Annotated in this window: 18 protein-coding genes and 1 pseudogene; 13 read left to right on the top strand and 6 right to left on the bottom strand. The window is 70.0% G+C overall.

The window, feature by feature from the left end; all coding sequences use genetic code 11:
* The first annotated feature begins 100 nt into the window (after nucleotides 1-100).
* From ACWCPN_RS21870 to ACWCPN_RS21890, 5 genes are all read left to right on the top strand, one after another.
* Nucleotides 101-1,162, top strand: a complete 1,062-nt coding sequence (locus tag ACWCPN_RS21870; RefSeq protein ID WP_451208567.1) for a sugar kinase — start codon at nucleotides 101-103, stop codon at nucleotides 1,160-1,162.
* Complete coding sequence (locus ACWCPN_RS21875; RefSeq protein WP_451208570.1) at nucleotides 1,159-1,923, top strand: IclR family transcriptional regulator; 765 nt, start codon at nucleotides 1,159-1,161, stop codon at nucleotides 1,921-1,923. Before ACWCPN_RS21870 ends, ACWCPN_RS21875 begins: the two co-directional genes overlap by 4 nt.
* A complete protein-coding gene (locus tag ACWCPN_RS21880) occupies nucleotides 1,920-2,330 on the top strand; it encodes a RidA family protein (protein WP_451208572.1) in 411 nt (136 codons plus the stop codon). Before ACWCPN_RS21875 ends, ACWCPN_RS21880 begins: the two co-directional genes overlap by 4 nt.
* A 145-nt stretch (nucleotides 2,331-2,475) precedes the next feature.
* A complete protein-coding gene (locus ACWCPN_RS21885; protein WP_451208575.1) occupies nucleotides 2,476-3,957 on the top strand; it encodes a GntP family permease in 1,482 nt (493 codons plus the stop codon).
* 74 nt (nucleotides 3,958-4,031) lie between these two features.
* Nucleotides 4,032-4,586, top strand: a complete 555-nt coding sequence (locus tag ACWCPN_RS21890; protein ID WP_451208578.1) for a hypothetical protein — start codon at nucleotides 4,032-4,034, stop codon at nucleotides 4,584-4,586.
* Between the two features lie 57 nt (nucleotides 4,587-4,643).
* Here the strand turns inward: ACWCPN_RS21890 and ACWCPN_RS21895 are convergent, their stop codons facing one another.
* The 4 genes from ACWCPN_RS21895 to ACWCPN_RS21910 form a co-directional block, all read right to left on the bottom strand.
* On the bottom strand, nucleotides 4,644-6,002 hold the full coding sequence (locus ACWCPN_RS21895) for a M14 family metallopeptidase (protein WP_451208581.1): 1,359 nt from the start codon (nucleotides 6,000-6,002) through the stop codon (nucleotides 4,644-4,646).
* Nucleotides 6,003-6,241: 239 nt separating this feature from the next.
* Nucleotides 6,242-7,498, bottom strand: a complete 1,257-nt coding sequence (locus ACWCPN_RS21900; RefSeq protein ID WP_451208584.1) for a DUF1266 domain-containing protein — start codon at nucleotides 7,496-7,498, stop codon at nucleotides 6,242-6,244.
* 35 nt (nucleotides 7,499-7,533) lie between these two features.
* Nucleotides 7,534-7,743 carry a DUF397 domain-containing protein gene (locus ACWCPN_RS21905; RefSeq protein ID WP_451208586.1) on the bottom strand — a complete coding sequence of 70 codons (210 nt, stop codon included), beginning with the start codon at nucleotides 7,741-7,743 and terminating at the stop codon, nucleotides 7,534-7,536.
* 2 nt (nucleotides 7,744-7,745) lie between these two features.
* A complete protein-coding gene (locus ACWCPN_RS21910) occupies nucleotides 7,746-8,597 on the bottom strand; it encodes a helix-turn-helix domain-containing protein (RefSeq protein WP_451208589.1) in 852 nt (283 codons plus the stop codon).
* A gap of 208 nt (nucleotides 8,598-8,805) precedes the next feature.
* Here ACWCPN_RS21910 and ACWCPN_RS21915 point away from each other — a divergent pair, with 208 nt between their 5' ends.
* Entirely contained in the window at nucleotides 8,806-9,213 is a 408-nt protein-coding gene (locus ACWCPN_RS21915) for an ATP-binding protein (RefSeq protein ID WP_451208592.1), read from the top strand.
* 36 nt (nucleotides 9,214-9,249) lie between these two features.
* Nucleotides 9,250-10,134: a hypothetical protein gene (locus tag ACWCPN_RS21920; protein WP_451208595.1), complete on the top strand. Its 885-nt coding sequence runs from the start codon at nucleotides 9,250-9,252 to the stop codon at nucleotides 10,132-10,134.
* A gap of 1,038 nt (nucleotides 10,135-11,172) precedes the next feature.
* On the opposite strand, the pseudogene ACWCPN_RS21925 reads toward ACWCPN_RS21920, so the two are convergent.
* Nucleotides 11,173-11,628, bottom strand: a pseudogene (locus tag ACWCPN_RS21925) (RHS repeat-associated core domain-containing protein); the annotation flags it as partial.
* 161 nt (nucleotides 11,629-11,789) lie between these two features.
* Nucleotides 11,790-13,505 carry a chitinase gene (locus ACWCPN_RS21930; RefSeq protein WP_451208693.1) on the bottom strand — a complete coding sequence of 572 codons (1,716 nt, stop codon included), beginning with the start codon at nucleotides 13,503-13,505 and terminating at the stop codon, nucleotides 11,790-11,792.
* A 359-nt stretch (nucleotides 13,506-13,864) separates the two neighbouring features.
* Here ACWCPN_RS21930 and ACWCPN_RS21935 point away from each other — a divergent pair, with 359 nt between their 5' ends.
* The 6 genes from ACWCPN_RS21935 (at nucleotide 13,865) to ACWCPN_RS21960 (ending at nucleotide 18,817) form a co-directional block, all read left to right on the top strand.
* On the top strand, nucleotides 13,865-14,692 hold the full coding sequence (locus ACWCPN_RS21935) for a hypothetical protein (protein ID WP_451208696.1): 828 nt from the start codon (nucleotides 13,865-13,867) through the stop codon (nucleotides 14,690-14,692).
* Nucleotides 14,693-14,753: 61 nt separating this feature from the next.
* The gene (gene cpaB / locus ACWCPN_RS21940; protein ID WP_451208598.1) at nucleotides 14,754-15,461 is read left to right on the top strand and encodes a Flp pilus assembly protein CpaB; all 708 of its coding nucleotides are present in this window, start codon (nucleotides 14,754-14,756) and stop codon (nucleotides 15,459-15,461) included.
* 12 nt (nucleotides 15,462-15,473) lie between these two features.
* Nucleotides 15,474-16,721, top strand: coding sequence for an AAA family ATPase (locus ACWCPN_RS21945; RefSeq protein ID WP_451208601.1), 1,248 nt, complete (start codon nucleotides 15,474-15,476; stop codon nucleotides 16,719-16,721).
* Between the two features lie 7 nt (nucleotides 16,722-16,728).
* The gene (locus tag ACWCPN_RS21950) at nucleotides 16,729-17,112 is read left to right on the top strand and encodes a TadE/TadG family type IV pilus assembly protein (protein WP_451208604.1); all 384 of its coding nucleotides are present in this window, start codon (nucleotides 16,729-16,731) and stop codon (nucleotides 17,110-17,112) included.
* 1 nt (nucleotide 17,113) lies between these two features.
* Entirely contained in the window at nucleotides 17,114-17,461 is a 348-nt protein-coding gene (locus ACWCPN_RS21955; RefSeq protein ID WP_199211809.1) for a TadE/TadG family type IV pilus assembly protein, read from the top strand.
* Between the two features lie 18 nt (nucleotides 17,462-17,479).
* Entirely contained in the window at nucleotides 17,480-18,817 is a 1,338-nt protein-coding gene (locus tag ACWCPN_RS21960; protein ID WP_199211810.1) for a CpaF family protein, read from the top strand.

An 18,817-nucleotide genomic window follows, 5' to 3' on the forward strand; every position in this document is an offset into this window, starting at 1 on the left:
TCCGGTGCGTTGCACGATATGCAACGACCATTGCGTATGTCGCTCACTGCTGTCTAGCATCTCGGCCGACACAGGGTCAACGAAAGCCGCCCACCCCAGGATGACGAGGAGCCCCACCATCGTGAACGTCGTGGATGTCGTCACGCTCGGCGAGTCCATGGTCACCTTCCTGCCCACCCGGCCGGGCCGCCTCGCCGACGTCCCCTCCTTCGAACGGGGCATCGGCGGCGCGGAGTCCAACGTGGCCTGCGTACTGGCCGCTCTCGGCCACTCCACGCGGTGGGTGAGCAGGGTCGGCGCGGACGGCTTCGGCAGCCACCTGGTGGAGCGGATCGCTGGATACGGCGTCGACGTCGGCGCCGTCCGCACCGACCCGGCCCGCCCCACCGGCGTCTACTTCCGCACGGCGGCCGACCGGGCCACCGCCGCCCACGAGGTGGCGTACTACCGGGCCGGTTCGGCGGCCTCCGCGATGTCCGTCACCAACACGGACCTGACGGCGGCCCGCGCGGGCCGCGTACTGCACCTGTCGGGCATCACGGCGGCGCTGTCGGCGGAGTGCCTGGAACTGATGCGCGCGCTGATGGCGCCCGGGCCCGGCCGCCCGCTGGTCTCCTTCGACGTCAACTACCGTCCCGCGCTCTGGCGGGACGCCGACGGGCCACGTGTGCTGCGGGAACTGGCGCGGCGCGCGGACCTCGTCTTCGTCGGCGACGACGAGGCGCGCGAGGTGTGGGGGCTGCACGGCGGCAGGGCCGTCAGGGAGGCGCTGCCCGAGCCGGCGACCGTGGTCGTCAAGCAGGGCAGCGGCGGAGCGACCGCCTTCACCAGGGGCCCAGGGCGGCAGGAGGACGCCGACGGCACCGCGTTCCCCGTCCGTCCGCCGGCGGTGGACGTCGTCGCCCCCGTCGGCGCGGGCGACGCCTTCGCGGCCGGGTTCCTGTCCGCCACCCTCCGCGGCCTGCCGGTCGAACGGCGCCTGCGCCACGGCCACCTGGCGGCCGCGGCCGCCCTCACCACCTCCGCCGACCTCGCCGCCCCAGCCGCCCTCGGCCACGCCGACCGGCTGGCGGCCCTGGACGACGAGGCATGGGGGAGACTTCGACTCGGCCCCGGCTGGACACAGGCCGACCGGGCCCCGGAGGAGGCGAACACCCCATGAGTCAGACCGTCGACCGCGCTCTCGGCATCCTGCCGCTGCTCGCCGAGGGCCCCGCCGACCTCGGGCAGGTCGCCGACCGCCTCGGCGTGCACAAGTCGACCGCGCTCCGCCTGCTGCGCACCCTGCACGAGCACGGTCTGGTCTACCGCCAGTCCGACCAGCGCTACCGGCTCGGCGCGCGCCTCTTCGCCCTCGCCCAGGAGGCGATGGAGAACCTCGACATCCGCGAGATCGCCCACCCGCACCTGGTCCGGCTGAACGAGGCCTGCGGCCACACCGTGCACCTCGCCGTCCACGAGGAGAACGAGGTCCTCTACATCGACAAGGTGGAGAGCCGCTACCCGGTCCGGATGTACTCGCGCATCGGCAAGCCCGTGGCCATCACGGTCGCCGCCGTGGCGAAACTCCTCCTCGCCGACCTCCCCGAGCCCGAGCGCCGCGCCCTCGCGGACCAGCTCGACTATCCCCTCTACACGCCCCGCTCCACCCCCAACGCCGCCGCGTTCCTGCGGGAGTTGGAGCAGGTGCGCGAACAGGGTTGGGCCACCGACCTCGGTGGCCACGAGGAATCCATCAACTGCGTCGCGGCCCCCGTCCGCGGCGCCGACGGCCGGGTCGTCGCCGCCATGTCGGTGTCCGCGCCGAACGTCGTCGTCACCGCCGAGGAACTCCTCACCCTGCTCCCGCAGGTGCGCCGTACCGCGGACGCGATCAGCGGCGAGTACTCCGGAAGAACGCCAGTGAAGGGCACCCCCGTATGACCGACAAGATCGCGCTCACCCCGAAGACCCACACCACCCCGCCCGCGAAGTTCTCCCACGGGGTGCGCAAGGGCAACATCCTCCAGGTCGCCGGCCAGGTCGGCTTCCTGCCCGCCGAGGAGGGCAGGGCCCCCACGCCCGCCGGCCCGACGCTGCGCGAGCAGACCCTCCAGACCCTCGCCAACGTCAAGGCGATTCTCGAAGAGGGCGGCGCGAGCTGGGACGACGTGATGATGATCCGCGTATACCTCACCGACGTGGACCACTTCGCCGAGATGAACGACATCTACAACACCTACTTCGGCGAGCAGGGCCTCACCCAGCCGCCCGCCGCCCGGACCACGGTCTACGTCGGCCTGCCGCCCGGCCTCCTCGTCGAGATCGACGCCCTCGCCGTCCTGAGCTGACGGCGGCCCGGGCACCACCCGCCCCGGCACCACCCCTTCGCACCACCAGCACACGCACGGCACACGGCACGGCACCGCACTCGCGGCGCCGTGCCGCGATCCCCCCTGCCCGAAAGCAGTATGCATTTACGAAGAGGTCCCCCGAATGTCCCATTCGCTCGCCGCAACCGCTCCAGCGCCCGCCGCCCCACCCCACACCGGAGGCCTGCTCCTCCTCGTCGACGGCACCGCCGGGCTCCTCACCGTCGCCGCCATCGGCATAGCCCTGCTGCTCTTCCTGATCATCAAGGTCCGGCTGCAGCCCTTCGTCGCCCTGCTCGCCGTGTCCATAACCGTCGGCCTGCTCGCCGGCCTCTCGGTCACCGAACTCTTCGGCACCGTCCAGCGCTCCGACGCCGTCTCCACCATCGAGTCCGGCATGGGCGGCATCCTCGGCCATGTCGCGATCATCATCGGGCTCGGCACGATGCTCGGCGCGATCCTGGAGGTCAGCGGCGGCGCCGAGGTACTGGCCTCCCGCCTGCTGCACCTGTTCGGCGAACGCCGGGCACCCCTCGCGATGGGCCTGACCGGCCTGATCTTCGGCATCCCGGTCTTCTTCGACGTCGGCATCTTCGTGCTCGCCCCGATCGTCTACGCCGCCGCCAAGCGCAGCGGCAGGTCGATCCTCCTGTACTGCCTGCCGCTGCTCGCCGGCCTCTCCATGACGCACGCGTTCCTGCCGCCGCACCCCGGCCCGGTCGCCGCCGCCGGACTGCTGCACGTCCAGCTCGGCTGGGTCGTCCTCATGGGCGTCGTCTGCGGCATCCCGGCCGTCCTCGCCGCCTGGGCGTACTCCGCCTGGATCGGCAGGCGCATCTTCGTCGCCGTACCGCAGGACATGGTCGAGGCCGCCGAGGAGGCCCGGCAGGCCGTCCTCGCCGAGCAGCGCGCGCAGGGCGTGCGGCCGCAGGAGGAGCCGGTGCCGCTCGGTACGGTCCTCGCCATCATCGGTACGCCGCTGGTGCTGATCCTCGCCGCCACCTTCTCCTCCATCGCCCTCGACCCCTCCGCGGGCCGCTCGGTGCTGGAGTTCGTCGGCAGCCCCTTCGTCGCACTCACCCTCGCCCTGCTGCTCGCCTACTACCTGCTCGGCATCCGGCGCGGCTGGTCCCGCAAGTCCCTGGAGCGGGTGTCCACTTCGTCGCTCAAGCCGGTCGGCAACATCCTGCTGGTGGTCGGCGCGGGCGGGGTCTTCGGCGCGGTCCTCAAGGCGAGCGGGGTGGCGCAGGCGCTGTCGGACACCTTCAACGGCGTGGGCCTGCCGGTGATCGTGCTGTCGTACCTGATCTCGGTGGTGCTGCGGGTGGCCCAGGGCTCGGCCACGGTGGCCATCGTCACCACGGCCGGCATCGTGGCGCCGCTGCTGACCGAGGGGCACCACTCCCAGGCCTTCGTCGCCCTCGTCATCATGGCGGTGTCGGCCGGCTCCATCTTCGCCTCGCACGTCAACGACGGCGGCTTCTGGATGGTCGCGAAGTACTTCGGCATCACCGAGCGGGACACGCTGCGCACCTGGACGGTGCTGGAATCGGTGCTGTCCGTCGCCGGGTTCGCGGTGGCCGGGGTGGTGAGCCTGTTTGTGTAAGTGTGACCTGTGTGAACCGGCGTGAGAGGTGAGCTGACTGGTTCCGGCACAGGAATGTCGTCCATACTGCCGCCGTGGACCAGCGCATAGGATCGAGCAGCCAGCCCCTGAAGGGCGAGCCCGTCAAGGGCGCCGGTTTCGACCCGGCCTTCATTCCGGGGATCACCGCACCGGCGCAGGAACCGGAACCGGAACCGGCGGACGCCAGGCCGACGGCCGAGGCCGATACCGAGGACGCGAAGCCGGCGACCCCGGAGTCCGCCGAGGCGTCCGCCGAGCCGGCATCCGCCGATTCGGCGGACGGTGGACCGGAGGAGGAACCGGCGGAGGAGAGTGAACCCGAGGACGGCGCCCCCGTCTTCGAAGCCTCCGACCGCCGGGCCCGGTTCGCGGCCGACCACCGAGGCGTCCGCCTCCGCCTGGACGAGGAGGACTGCGAGTTCCGCTGGGACGAGATCGCCGCGGTCGAGACCGAGTCCGCCCGGTTCGGCAAGCGTTTCACCATCACGGTGCACACCCCGGACCGCCGCTGGTACCCGATCGAGATCGAGGCCACGTCGAGGTCCCGCTTCGCCGAGTGGGAGTCGCAGCTGGACGCGGTCCTCGACGCGTACTTCGAGGAGGCGTAGGGCCGCGTGGCGGCGGGGGGCCCGGGTGGAACCGGCGCCCCCGCCCCCGCGCGCGCCCTAGCCGCAGTACTGGGCCTGTTTCCCGATGGACCGGTACATGCAGTCGGCGTTCTCCAGCAGTTGCAGCACCGCGTCCCGGTTGCGGGAGGTCTCCCGCTCGATCACCTCGTCGGGCGGGTAGAACCCGCCGTCCCAGCTCGAGGTCGGATACATCTCGAAGGTGTAGTCGAAGATCTTCTGCGTGCCCCACAGGTAGTCGTCGATCGACCCGTCGGTGATGTAGAGATCGCTCGACTGCTCCGGTGTGTACCCGTTGCTCGCGGCCATCTTCTGACCCACGGCCTTGAACGCGGCGGCGTCGTCGGCGGTCATCCCCGCCGCCGTGTCCGAGTAGGTGTACCCGAACGGCCACAGCACCAGCTCGCTGTAGGTGTGGAAGTCGATGCCGGCCCTGATCTGCTGCTTGCCCCCGACGACGCGGCTGCGCACGAAATCGGAGACCACCTTCACCTCCGGCGCGGACTCGGCGGCCGAACCGCGGTAGGTCTCGGACGACTTCGTCCCCGAAGAGCCGCCGCAGCAGCCCCACTTGTAGTCCCAGTTCCGGTTGAGGTCGGTCCCGACGTACGAGGAACCGGAGTTGGGCTGCCGGTTCTTCCGCCACGACCGGTACGACCCGGTGGCGATGTCGTACTCGCCGCCGTCCGGGTTGAGGTCGGGGACGAGCCAGATCTCCCGGCTGTTGACGAGATTCGTGATCCGGGAGTCGCTTCCGTACCCGGCGGCGAACTCGCGCAGCAGGTACAGGGCCATCTCCACGGTCAGGTGCTCACGGGCGTGCTGGTGGAAGGTGAACAGCACCTCGGGCTCGTCCTCGTCGGTGCCCACGTTGTCGCTGACCTTGACGGCGACGATGTCCCGGCCCTGGTAGGACTTCCCGATCACCCGCTTGCTCATGATGTCCGGGTGGGCGGCGATCCGCTGGTCGATCTCGGCGTTCGCCTCCGCGTAGTTGTGGTACTTCGAGTCGGCGCTCGGGAAGTCGTACAGCCGCTGCTCGCCGCGGGCGCCGGCCCGGTCGGGTGCGGATCCCAGGGGTGTGACGTCGTACCCGAGCCGGCGCAACCGCCGGATCTGGTCGGCCCGGCCGGAGACGACCACGGTCTCCTCGTCGGCCTCGTCGACGGTGACACCGGCGGCCTGGATGGCCGTACGCGTCACGGGGTCCGTACTCCGGTGGATCTCGTACTGCCGGATGTCCTCACCGGACGCCGGGGCGGACTTCCGGGCGCTCTCGGCGGTGGCGTGCGTGGCGGTGGCCGAGACGGGCGCGGCGAGAGCGAGGGCCAGCAGCGCGCCGAGCGCGGCGGTACGCCTGCCGCCGCGCGCGCCGGAGCCGCGGATGCGAAGTCGCATGAACTCTCCTTGGGTCTCCAGGGATTCCGGGGTCGCCGGAAGTGGGGGAGTGGAGCTGGGAGCTGGGGTGCTTCAGTGCGACGTGCGGGTGCGGACCCGGGGAGCCGGTAGCTGTGGGTCCGCTGTGCGGGGCTGGCGCTCATGGTCCGGCGTTGGCATGATCAGGTCAAGACATGGCCGAGGGTGAAGCGGGCTCCGGCCGAAACTCGCCGGAGCCGTGCGCTACGGCCTCGTCGGGCTCATCGGAAGGAGACGGTGAGCCAGGGGCTCTCGGGATCGGACATCAGGACCCGGTGGACGTCCACCATGTCCGTGTACCAGTTCCCGAACTCCTCGTCGTCGAAGTGCAGACAGCGCCCGAGGATGTACCCGGCGGCGAAGTCCCGCCACGACTTGTACGACCGCGCGGCGGCCCGGCCCGCCTCCACGACGGCGCCCTCCGCCTCCTGCAGCGAGCAGTACCGCGCCCCCAGCCCCCAACGGGCCATGCCGGAGGCCCGCCCGAAGTTCCAGGCGTCGACGGAGGTGACGTACCGGTTGCCGTCCAGGATCCCGTCGGCCCGGAAACGCGCCTCGTACCGGGTGATGCGGCCGATCAGGTGCTGCACCCCCTTGATGCGCGCCTCGGTCTCCGCCTCCGGAACGGTGGGCGTGGTGGTCACCCCGTCCGGCGTGAGGACGGTCTCCCCGCCGGCCCGCGCGCGCAGCACCCGGGCGACGGCGTCCCGCCAGTAGCCGGTGTCGACATGCCCCCCGAAGTCACGCGCGATGGTCCGCCGCAGCTCGAGGGCGAACTCCCAGACCGGATTGGCGCCGTCGGGATCGAGCAGCGCCCGCTGCTGCCCCTGCCATTCCTCCCGGCTCCCGACACCCCACCACTCGCGCAGCAGCCGCCGCTCCGAGGTGTAGCCGTTCCCGTGATACGCCATGGCGTTCCAGGCCAGCCCGTCCCGCACGATCAGCAGCGCCCCGCACGCCAGCCCCCGGGCGACGGGCCCGTCCTGCGGACCGCCCACCCGCAGCGTGAGCACCCGCGCCCGGTCCAGCGGGGCCCTCTCCCGCGCGCCGTACTGGGCCCACGCGGCGGAGTGCGGCGGCGCGGAGGGCAGGAACGCCTCGCAGGGAGTCCCCGGGTTGACCACGATCATCGCCGGATCGGTCGGCGCCCACACCTTGGCGAACCACCCGAGCTTCTGCCAGTCGAGCACCCGGTGCGGATCGGGCACGGGCAGCATCCCCTCGGTGTACACGGCCCACACCCGCCCGCCGGCGACCCGGGGATCGTGCCCGAAGACCGGGATCGTCCTGCTCGGCTCGGCATCCGCCCCGTCCCGCCGTATCTCGAAGTACAGCCGGCTGTCCGCGAGCGTCTCGAAGTACGCCGCCCAGTCCTCCCGCGCCTTCGCCTCCATCAGGGCCTGCTCGATCTCCGTCGGCGGCGTCCAGACAGGCGGCGCAGCAGGCCCGAAACCCGCGGGCGGCGGACCGAACGACATGGTGTGCCTCTCTCGAGTTGTGAGTCTCTGTGGAGCTAGTCGACCGCACCGGCGCCGGAGTCCGGGCTCTTCAGGGCGTCGATGAAGGGGGCGAACGCCTCGGCGGCGAAGGTGAGGGTGGCTCGGGCCGGGGCTTTGGAGTCGCGGACGGATATGTGGGTGGTGCCTTCGGCGATCTCGACGCAGGCGTCTCCCTGTCCCCCGCCGGAGAAGGACGACTTCCGCCATGTGTCGGGGGTCAGCATGCTCACAGCTCCTTCGCCAGCCGGTGAATGAAGTCACGCGACCGGTGGGGATCGAGTGACACCGCCTCCACCCTACGGAAGAGCGTTCGATACCTCTTGAGTTGGGCTTCCGCATCGAGGAAGACCGGACCACTCGGGCCGTCGCGAACGACGGTGTCCAGCCTGGGCACGGGCCCACCCGCGTACACCATGGCGCTTCCGGCCCCGCCGAAGTCGTCGAGATCGAAGGGGACGACGCGTACCGTGACATGGTCGGCCTCGGAGAGCTCCAGAACGCGGGTGAGCTGCTCACGCGCCGCTACTCGGTCCCCGACCCGGATGCGCAACGCCGCTTCGTGGACCACCGCTTCGTAGGCCACGGGATCCGCGCGCTCGATGATGACCCTGCGCTTCATCCGGTGCTCCACCCAGCGCTCGACGTCACTGTCCGGGAACTCCGGGTTGACGTAGGCGAAGAGGGAGCGAGCGTACGCGGCGGTCTGCAGAAGGCCCGGGACATGCAGAAACTCCACGTCCCAGCGGTAGTGGGCGTGGTGTTCGAGTTCAGGCAAGTCCATGAAAGCGGTTGGCAGTTGGCCGCGGTAGTCCTCCCACCAGCCGCGGCTCCGGTCGGTCGCCATCCCCACCAGAGCCTCGACCAATCCCGCATCCGTGCAGGCGTACTGAGCCGCGAGCCGTCGTACCCGCTCCTCACTCACACCGGCGGTGCCGGCCTCGATCTGACTCATCTGCGCTGAGTCCGTCCCGAGCAGCGCGGCTGCCTCGCGCCCCTTCAGCCCTGCGGCTTCGCGCAATTTCCGCAGCTCCGCACCCAGACGCTCCTGTCGTGCGGTGGGCTGCTGCCTGCGCGGCATGGCTTCCTCCATCGCTTCAACTGCTATGAGGCCGCGCCTCGTTCGAGGGGTAGATTACGGCAACGACTTGCAGCGTCCCAAAATGTGGCCCTACCGTCAGTGATGCAACGACTGCTCCGCGGAAGTGCACCGCATCGTCCTGCCATGACGCCTGCGGCAATGCCACCGCACGCCCTTGGACCTTTCACCCCACCGGAGTCGATGAGTCATGCCCGAAACCTGGGACTACACCCTCTACATCCCCAACGACCTCAGAGCGGTGACGATCTCCCGCCGCACCCTGCGTCTGATCCTGACGATGCACGGCCTGATCGGTTTGGTCGACACGGCCGAGCTCCTGGCGACGGAGCTGGTGTCGAACGCGGTACGGCACACGAAGGGGCCGGCCGCGCTCAGGGTGCGCCGCTCGGCGGAGGGGGTGGTGTGGATCGGCGCGTGGGACACGGACCCCGGCCCGCCGGAGCCGTTCCCGCCCTTGGAGCAGGTCGCCGAACTGGGGGAGGGGGGCCGGGGCCTGGCCCTGGTCAGGGCGTGCGCGGACTTCTGGGGCTGGCAGCCGTCGGCGAGGTTCGGGAACCGGGGGAAGTTCGTGTGGTGCGAACTCGCGGCGGCCTAGCTCGTTGATCACGTCGACAGACAGAAGGGAGAGCCGATGGTCGGCTCGTCGCACGAGGCGCTGCACCGGATTTTCCAGAAGGACCCGACGCTGCTGACCCGCGCCTTACAGCGGGTGCTGCATGTGCCGTTTCCGGAGCCGAGGCAGATCGCGGCGCTGAACGTGGATCTCACCGAGATCGAACCGGTCGAGCGGCGTGTGGACACGCTGCTGCGCGCGGAGACGGACGAGGGTACGTACCTCTTCGTGATCGAGTCACAGGGGAAGGTGGACGACCGTAAGAGGGGGAGCTGGCCGTACTACCTCTCCTACCTCTACGAGAAGTACCGCTGCGAGCCGGTGCTCATCGTCGTCACGCAGAACAGCGCCACCGCGAAGTGGGCCTCGCGTCCGATCCGGCTGGGGTTTCGGGACTGGCACTCGCTGACGGTGCGGCCGCTCGTGCTGGGCCCGGACAACGTGCCGGTGATCGCGGACGAGCAGTCGGCCGTGAGGGACGTACCCGTTGCGGTGCTTTCGGCCATGACACACGGGCGTGGCCCGCAGGCCCCCGCCATACTGGAATCCCTGGCCACCGCCCTACAGACCATCGATGACGAAACCGCCGCGGTCTTCGTGCAGTTCGTCGACTCCTGCCTGGCCGACCCCCAGGCGAAGCAGATGTGGAGGGACCTGATGACAGCGACTCAGTACTTCTGGCGCCACCCGCTGGCCGAACAGGTACGCGAAGAAGGCCGCGAAGAGGGGAGGGTCCAGGCTACGGCCGAGATGATCCTCCACATGCTGCAGTGGCGCGGCATCGAGGTCCCGGACGCCGTCCGTGACCAGGTGAACGCCTGCACCGACCTGAACCAGCTCGAAGTGTGGGCCCAGCGCGCGATGCACGCCAAGGACGCCGCGGAGCTGTTCGCTGCGGGCTGAGGCAAAGCACGCCTCGCTCTGGCGAGGCGGCCACTGCGACAAAAGCCTACCGTTCATCGGACTCCGGCTCCCGCGTCACCCAAGATGCGCTCCGCCAAGCCGCCTCAAAGCGCTGCGCGAGTAATCAGGGGGGGCGCGGAAGTCGGGTTGAGTGGCCAAATCCTCGATGGCGCCCACCCCAATCTCTGAGTCATGGCAAATGGCCACGGCCGCGCCTGCTGTACGTGCATCCGGATGTATCCCCCATTGGCGCCTATCCCGCGCGGTTGAAATTTTGTGGGAGTTCCCCGGAATCCCAAAGTTCATCCAGATGCCTGAATAGGGTGTCGGGGTCTCTTTTCAGGGAAAGACGCTCCTCCGGCGCAAGCTCTTCGAGGGGGTCGTTGAATCGCAGCCCGTCGCTATCCGGACCCGTCCATCCTTTGTATCGGCGGCAGTTGGCACACCATGCATAGGTGATGCGCGATGCTCTGCTAGATGTAGAGTACCGTGAAATGTACACGCGAATAGCTCTGGTTTGACAGGCAGGGCAAATTCGTTCTTCGGGTTGCTCGGTGAACCTCGGGCCGGACGTCAATTTCGCTTCCTGTTCCCGCGTAAATCCGTACACGACCTAGCCCTTCTGTCGCTTGAACTTTTCCAGCGTGCGCTGTCCGTACTCCTCGGCCGACTCTTCTGAGCCTCCCCATGGGTTGGGGGACCTTCTGGTTAGCTCGAAGTGCTTGTGATGGTAGATCTCGTGGTGGATGGTTGCCCCTGCCTCATCCAGATCACGAAGCCCGATGTCGGATATTTCGATCAAGGGGAGTCCGCGAGGGCCTTTCATCGGCGACCCATCTATGGTGTGGGGGCTGTTTCCGAATGCGACGCTGTCTGGCGTTCTGATCTCCGGGACGTGCACTATGTCGTAATCCGATACGGACATTCCCGCGCGCCCAAGTTCCTGCTTTACGTGCTCGATGCTGACGCCAGGGCCTATTTGCCCTCCGGGTCTGCGTTGGGAATCCCCTCGATATGTGTTCTGTTTTTCGATGCAATCCGGTGACAATCCTAGTGGATCGCCCCAAGTGTGCGGATTGCGGATATAGGTGACTGGGTTCGGGGCGGGGACGAGCCCTAGCGGATCGGGGGTGACATAGCGGGCGGTGTCGGGGTCGTAGTGGCGGAAGTAGTTGTAGTGGAGGCCGGTCTCCGGGTCGTAGTACTGGCCTGGGAAGCGTAGAGGTGTGTATGCCGTGCTCTTGGCTGCCCAGGCCGTGGTGCCCCACACGGTGCTTCGGGTGCGCCAGGCGATGTCGCCGTGTTCGTCGATGAGTTCGCTGGGGGTGCCGACCAGGTCGGTGACGATGGCGAAGAAGCGGGAGTCGATTTCGTCCTGGGGGGTGTCGGACGTTGTGATGCGTTCGGTCTGGGCCAAGGGGCGCAGGCCTTGGTGGTCCCAGGTGAGGGTGCCGGGTGGGGAAGGTCGGCGGAGGTGGTGGTCTGTTCGCAGAGCCGAACGCAACGCGGTACCCGTCACGGTGAAGGGGCTCTGGCCGAATGTGTCCGGCGTCGGACGTGCCGCGATGCGGACATGCGACTCACGCACGCGACGGACGCCCGGATCCCCCCGGATCCGGGCGTCCGCGGCCGCCGCATTTCAGCGGGAGCTCACCTCACGGCATCGCGTGCACATGCGCCCCCACCGCGTTCGACCACGCGTTGCCGGACGAGGCGTCCCAGTTCGTGGACCAGGTCATCGCGCCGCGCAGGTCGGGGTAGGTCTTCGAGGGCTTGAAGGTGCCGCAGCCGGTGCCCTTGCTCAGGCAGTCCAGGGCGTTGTTCACGACGGTCGGGGAGACGTAGCCGCTGCCCGCGCCGCTCGTCGAGGCCGGCAGGCCGAGGCCGACCTGGGACGGGGCGAGGCCGCCTTCGAGCTGGATGCAGGCGAGGGCCGTCAGGAAGTCCACCGAGCCCTGGCTGTAGACCTTGCCGTCGCAGCCCAGCATGGAACCGCTGTTGTAGTACTGCATGTTGACGACCGTGAGGATGTCCTTGATGTTCAGGGCCGTCTGGAAGTAGGAGTTCGACGTCGACTGCATGTCGATGGTCTGGGGGGCCATCGTGATGATCAGGGACGAGCCCGCCTTCGAGGAGAGGGAGCGCAGCGCCTGCGTCATGTACGTGGCGTTGAGGCCGTTCTCCAGGTCGATGTCGACGCCGTCGAAGCCGTACGTCTGCATGAGGGAGTAGACGGAGTTCGCGAAGTTCGCCGCCGAGGCCGAGTCGCTGATCGACACCGTGCCGTTCTGGCCGCCGATGGAGATGATGACCTTCTTGCCCGCCGCCTGCTTGGCCTTGATGTCGGCCTTGAACTGGTCGACGGTGTAGCCGCCGAGGCCCGCCGAGTCCAGGTTGAAGGAGACCGCGCCCGGTGTGGTGGTGGCGTCGGCGAAGGCGACCGCGATGATGTCGTAGGCCGACGGGACGTCGGAGATCTTCTGGACCTTCGCCCCGTTGTTGAAGTTCTGCCAGTAGCCGGTCACGGCGTGCTTGGGCAGCGAACCGCCGCCACCCCCACCGCCGCCGGTGGCCGCCGTCGTCGCCGTCACCGTGCCCGACTTGGCGGACTCGCCGGCCGAGTTGGTCGCCGTGACCTGGAAGGAGTACGAGGTCGACGCGGTGAGGCCGCTGACCGTCGCCGAGGTGCCCGTCACCGCCGTCACCTTGGTCCCGTTGCGGTAGACGTTGTAGCCGGTGGCACCCGACACGGCCGACCAGGACAGCGAGACGGAGGAGGACGTCGTGCCGGAGACCGTCAGGCCGGAGGGCGCGGCGGGAACGGTGGGGGCCGGGTCGCCGCCACCGCCGCCGTCGGGGCCGTAGACGGAGATGTCGTCGGCGTAGTACGCGGCCTGGCCGTACCAGCCGTGCGTGTACACCGTGACGGACGTCGTGGACGCGCCTGTGGTGAACGTCGTGGAGAGCTGCTTCCAGGACGTGGTGTCGGGGGTCCAGGTCGAGACGTCCGTCGTGCCCGTACCGGTGACGCCCAGGTAGGTGTAGCCGCCCTGGACCCACCCGCTGAGCGAGTAGGTGGAGTTGGGCTTCACCGCCACCGACTGGCTGCACTGGGCGTTGTCCTGGCCGGCCGGGGTGGCCTTGAGGGCCGCGGCACCGGAGTGGACGGGGGCGGAGACCGTCGTGCCGCTCGCGGCCGTACAGGTCCAGTTGCCCAGGCCCGACTCGAAGCCGGCGTTGCGGGTGTTGTTGACGTCCGCGGCCGAGGCGGGGGTCGTGGCCAGGCCCGCGACCGCGAGGGCGAGGGCGGTGACGGCGGACCAGGTGCCGGCGCGGGTCCGGCGTCTGCGTCCGGTCCGGTCCGACGGCATGGCTGATGCACGGTCCACAGGGGCCTCCGGTGGGGGAGTCGGTGGGGAGGGTGGTGCGGGGGACGGTGGCCACCGTTGGCGTACAAGTTGGTCTAGGCCAATCCGGCTGTCAAGAGGTCCAGACCAAAACCGTCTCCGGTCGAGCGCTCAACCTGTCCGGTTTTGGCGCCACTTGTGCCCGATGAGTTCCACACGAGCTACACAAACGCTGTTCTCCGGTCATTGGGGCGTGGATACAGTGCTCAGGTAGTCACGCAATGAAGTCGTCCCGGAGCGTTGGAGTGACACCGACGAGCCGCGGGGCGTGAAGGAGCGGGGAGCTGCGCGTGCCAACTGCCATTGCCGTGACCAGTGCCGACATGGCGCTGCCGGCGCAGGACGAACGGACCATGCCGGCCGTCGTGCTGCACGACCTGGACCGGCGCCCGCTGGAGCAGACCCTCACCGAACTGAACGCGCTGACCGAGCAGTACGGGTACCTGGTCGTCGTGTGCTCGCAGGCCACCCCGGAGCCGGTCGTACGGCGGCTGCACACCCTCCGCTCGCTGCTGGAGAGCGACCGCGTCGCCGTCTTCCGGCCCGAGCTCCCACCGCTCGGCATCGCCGTCCTCGCCCGGCAGCTGCGGCAGCTCGCCTCCTGCGACCTCAGTCCGGGCGTGCTCGCCTCGGCCGGCCGGCTGCTCACCCACTACATCCACGCCGGTGCCGTCCTCGGCTCGGTCGCCCGGCTGGACCGGGTGCCGGTCGGGCTCAAGGCGCACGCCAAGTCCTGGGTACCGGGCAGCCAGTTCGCCGTCGTCGCCCATCCCGAGCCGCAGCTCGTCCGGGTCGCCCCCGGTGCCCGGCTCAAGGGCCCCGAGTTCGGCACCTGGATGCTCGTCGCCAAGGGCCAGCTGCAGAGCGACTGGATCGCCGGACTCGCCAAGGAGTGGACCGCGCACGCGCTGCGCGAGACCCCGCTGCCCGCCGAGTCACCGCGCTGGTGGGGTACGGGCCGGGTGATCGAGTTCTGCAGCTACCTAGCCGACCTGTCCGTCCTCTACCAACTGGTCACCTCGGTAAGGCAGTCCGCCTGCCACTGGTGCGGCCTCGACGTCATCGGCGACCGCTGCGTGTTCTGCTCCGCCGCCCCGCCCGTCCACGAGCCGCCCGCGCCGCGCGCCCTGGAGCCGCGAACACCCGCCTGACCAGCACGAACGCCAGATCACATCCCGCTCGACCGATTCCCCCAATGAGGTTGCACGGTTCATGAACTCCCGTCAGCGCCGCGGCGTGATACTCCTGCTCCTGTCGGTCCTGTGCGCTCTCGGCGCGTTCGCCGGCGTGCTCTCCGTCGTCCACGACGTGAACTCCAAGGTCGGGCCCGAGGTCACCGCCTACCGGGTCAAGTCCGACGTGAAGCCGTACACCGCGCTGAGCACCGGCCAGTTCGAGAAGACCGAGATGCCCGAGCGGTGGCTGTCCGGCAACGCCGTCACCGACCTGCGGCAGCTCCGGGGCAAGATCGCCGTGACCACCCTGCGGGCCGGCTCCCTGCTCCAGACCGACATGATCGTCGACCGGCCCGCCCTCCAGCCGGGCCAGCAGGAGGTCGCCATCATGATCGACGCGGCGACCGGGGTGGCGGGCAAGATCACCCCCGGTTCGCGCGTCAACGTCTACGCCACCTTCGAGGGGAAGAAGGAGGGTGACCCCGACCAGTCGAAGATCATCGTGACCAACGCCCGCGTCCTCGACGTCGGCCGGATCACCGCGCTCGAACCCGACGCCGCCAAGGACCGCCGGGAGCCCACCGAGGCCGTCCCGATCACCTTCGCGCTGTCCACCCTCGACGCCCAGCGGATCACCTACGCCGAGTCCTTCGCCCAGCGGGTCCGGCTCGCCCTGGTGGCACCCGGCGGCCAGACCGGCGTCCCGGACAAGGACCGCACGTACGAACTCGCGACGGACAAGTGAGAGGCGGTCCGCATGCCCACCAGGATCCTCCCGGCCGGCGCCGACCCTGACGCCGTCCGCTCCCTCGTCACGCTGCTCAGCCAGCTCCCCGACGCGGAACCGCAGCCGCCCGTCACCGACTCCACACAGCTCGTCGACGCCCTCGCCCGGCTCGCCGCCGAGTCGGTCGACGAACTTCCCGAGGTCGTCGTCGTCCACGAACGCATCGGCCCGGTCCCCGCGCTGGAGCTGATCCGCGAGGTCGCCCTGCGCTTCCCGGCCGTCGGCGTCATCCTCGTCACCACCGACGCGAGCCCCGGCCTGTTCGCCGCCGCCATGGACTCCGGCGCCCGCGGCCTGGTCCCGCTCCCGCTGTCGTACGAGGAACTCGCCAACCGGGTGCAGGCCGTGGCCCAGTGGTCGACCGGCGTGCGCCGCCACCTCGGGCACGGCGCCGAGACGCCGGTCGGGGCCGGCGGCACCGTCGTCACGGTCAGCGGCGCCAAGGGCGGCGTCGGCGCGACCCTGGTCGCCATCCAGCTCGCGCTCGCCGCCCAGGCCTCCGGCCGGCCCACCGCCCTGGTCGACCTCGACCTGCAGACCGGCGACATCGCCTCCTACCTGGACGTCCAGTTCCGCCGCTCGGTGGTGGACCTGGCCGCCATCAACGACATCTCCCCGCGCGTCCTCGCCGACGCCGTCTTCCGCCACGACACCGGACTCGCCCTGCTCCTCGCCCCCGCCGAGGGCGAACGCGGCGAGGAGGTCACCGACCGCGCCGCCCGCCAGATCATCGGCGCCCTGCGCTCCCGCTACGAGGTCGTCGTAGTGGACTGCGGCGCCCAGCTCGGCGCGGCGAGCGCGGCCGCGGTGGAGACGGCCGACACCGCGCTGCTGGTCACCACGCCCGACGTGGTCGCCGTGCGCGCCGCCAAGCGGACCGTGCGCATGTGGGACCGGCTGCAGATCCGCAAGGCCGAGGAGACCACCGCCGTCGTCAACCGCCACACCCGCGCCACGGAGATCCAGCCCCCGCTGGTGCAGCGCATCACCGGAACGGCACTGGCGCGCACGGCCGTACCCGCCAACTTCCGCGAACTGCAGGCGGTCGTGGACGCGGGACGGGTCCACGAACTCGACGGCAGAAGCACCGTCAAGCAGGCCCTTTGGGCGCTCGCCGGGGAACTGGGCCTCGCCAAGGCGCCCGAGGGGCCGTCCCACCGGAGCGGCCGGCCGCGCGGCGACCGGGGATCGGTGAGCTTCCGGCGGCGGAAGGAGTGAGGGTCCGATGAGACGCCTGCGCGGTGACGACCGGGGCCAGGTCGCCGTCGAGTTCCTGGGGATGACCCCGCTGATCGTGCTCACGCTGGTGCTGATGTGGCAGTGCGTGCTCGTGGGGTACGCCTACATCCTCGCGGGGAATGCTGCCGACGAGGGTGTGCGGGCGGGGACGGCCGCCCCCCGGGGGGAGCGCTTCGGCGCGTGCGAACAGGCCGCGCTGAAGCACCTGTCGGGAGCCTGGCGGGAGGGTGCCGAGGTGACACGGTGCGACGGGGACGGCTTCGTGACCGCCGACGTCTCGCTGAAGGTCCCCGTCCTCTTCCCCGGCTCCGTCGACTTCCCCGTCACGGTGCACGGTCACGCCGGAGCCGTCGAGGAGGTGAAGGACTGACATGCCACGCAGAGGGCGCGACCGCGGTCAGGTGGCCGTCGAGTACCTGGGGTTCATCCCGGTCCTGCTGATCGTCGGGCTGGCCGGCTTCCAGATCGGGGCGATCGCCTACGCCGCCGAGCAGGCCGGCACGGCCGCGCGGGCCGGGGCGCGGGCCGAGTCGCTGGGGCAGTCCGCCCAGTCGGCGTGCGCGAGGGCCGTCAGCGGCGGGCTGACCGTGACGTGCGGTCCGAGCGGGGGAGGGGACGACTCGGTCACCGTCACCGCCTCAGTCTCCATCCCCTCGATCGTCCCGGGCTGGCACTTCGACCCCGCCGAGAAGTCCGCCACCATGCCCCGCGACCACTGACCGAGGAGAGGCGAACCCATGAGCCTGCGGGCACGCATCAACTCCCCCGAGGAGCAGGGCACCCGGGGAGAGGACGGGCATCTGGTCGCCTCCTACCGGGCCAAGCTGCTGGAGGAGATCGACCTCGCCGAGATGAGTTCGCTGGCCGCCGCCGAGCGCAGGGCGCGGCTGGAGCGGGTGCTCGGGCACATCATCAGCCGCGAGGGCCCGGTGCTCTCCACCGCCGAGCGCTCCCAGCTCATCCGGCGGGTAGTGGACGAGGCACTGGGCCTCGGCATCCTGGAACCCCTGCTGGAGGACGCCTCCATCACCGAGATCATGGTGAACGGCCCGGACGCGATCTTCGTCGAACGCGGCGGACGCGTGGAGCAGCTGCCGCTGCGCTTCGCCTCCGCCGACCAGCTCATGCAGACCATCGAGCGCATCGTCTCGACGGTCAACCGCCGGGTGGACGAGTCCAACCCGATGGTGGACGCCCGGCTCCCCTCCGGCGAGCGCGTCAACGTCATCATCCCGCCGCTGTCCCTGACCGGCCCCATCCTCACCATCCGCCGCTTCCCGCGCTCCTTCACCCTCCAGGAGCTGACCGGATTCGGCTCCCTCGACGAGCCCATGGTGTTCCTGCTGGCCGGGCTGGTGCAGGCCAAGTTCAACATCATCGTCTCCGGGGCCACCGGCACCGGCAAGACCACCCTGCTCAACGCCCTGTCGGGTCTCATCCCGGCACACGAGCGCATCATCACCATCGAGGACTCCGCCGAACTCCAGCTCCAGCAGACCCATGTGGTCCGGCTCGAGTCCCGCCCGCCGAACGTCGAGGGCAAGGGCCAGGTCACCATCCGGGACCTGGTGCGCAACTCCCTGCGCATGCGGCCCGACCGCATCGTGGTCGGCGAGGTCCGCGGCGGCGAGTCCCTCGACATGCTCCAGGCCATGTCCACCGGCCACGACGGCTCGCTCGCCACCGTGCACGCCAACAGCGCGGAGGACGCCCTCACCCGGCTGCAGACCCTCGCCTCCATGTCCGACGTCGAGGTGCCCTTCGTGGCGCTCCACGACCAGATCAACAGCGCCGTCGACGTCATCGTCCAGCTCACCCGGTTCGCCGACGGCGCCCGCCGCATCACCGAGATCGCCCTGCTCGACAGCCACGGCGGCGACCCGTACCGGCTCGTCACCGCCGCCCGCTTCCACGCGCGGCCCATGACCGCCGACGGCCAGGTGCACGGGGCCTTCGAGTACCACCCGCTGCCCCGCCGCGCCGCCGACCGCCTCCACATGGCGGGCCAGCCCATCCCGCAGGCCTTCGGCGTCGCCCACTTCGCGGAACAGCTCGCCACCCGAGAAGCCAGGTAG

This window comes from Streptomyces sp. NPDC002386 (assembly GCF_053593175.1).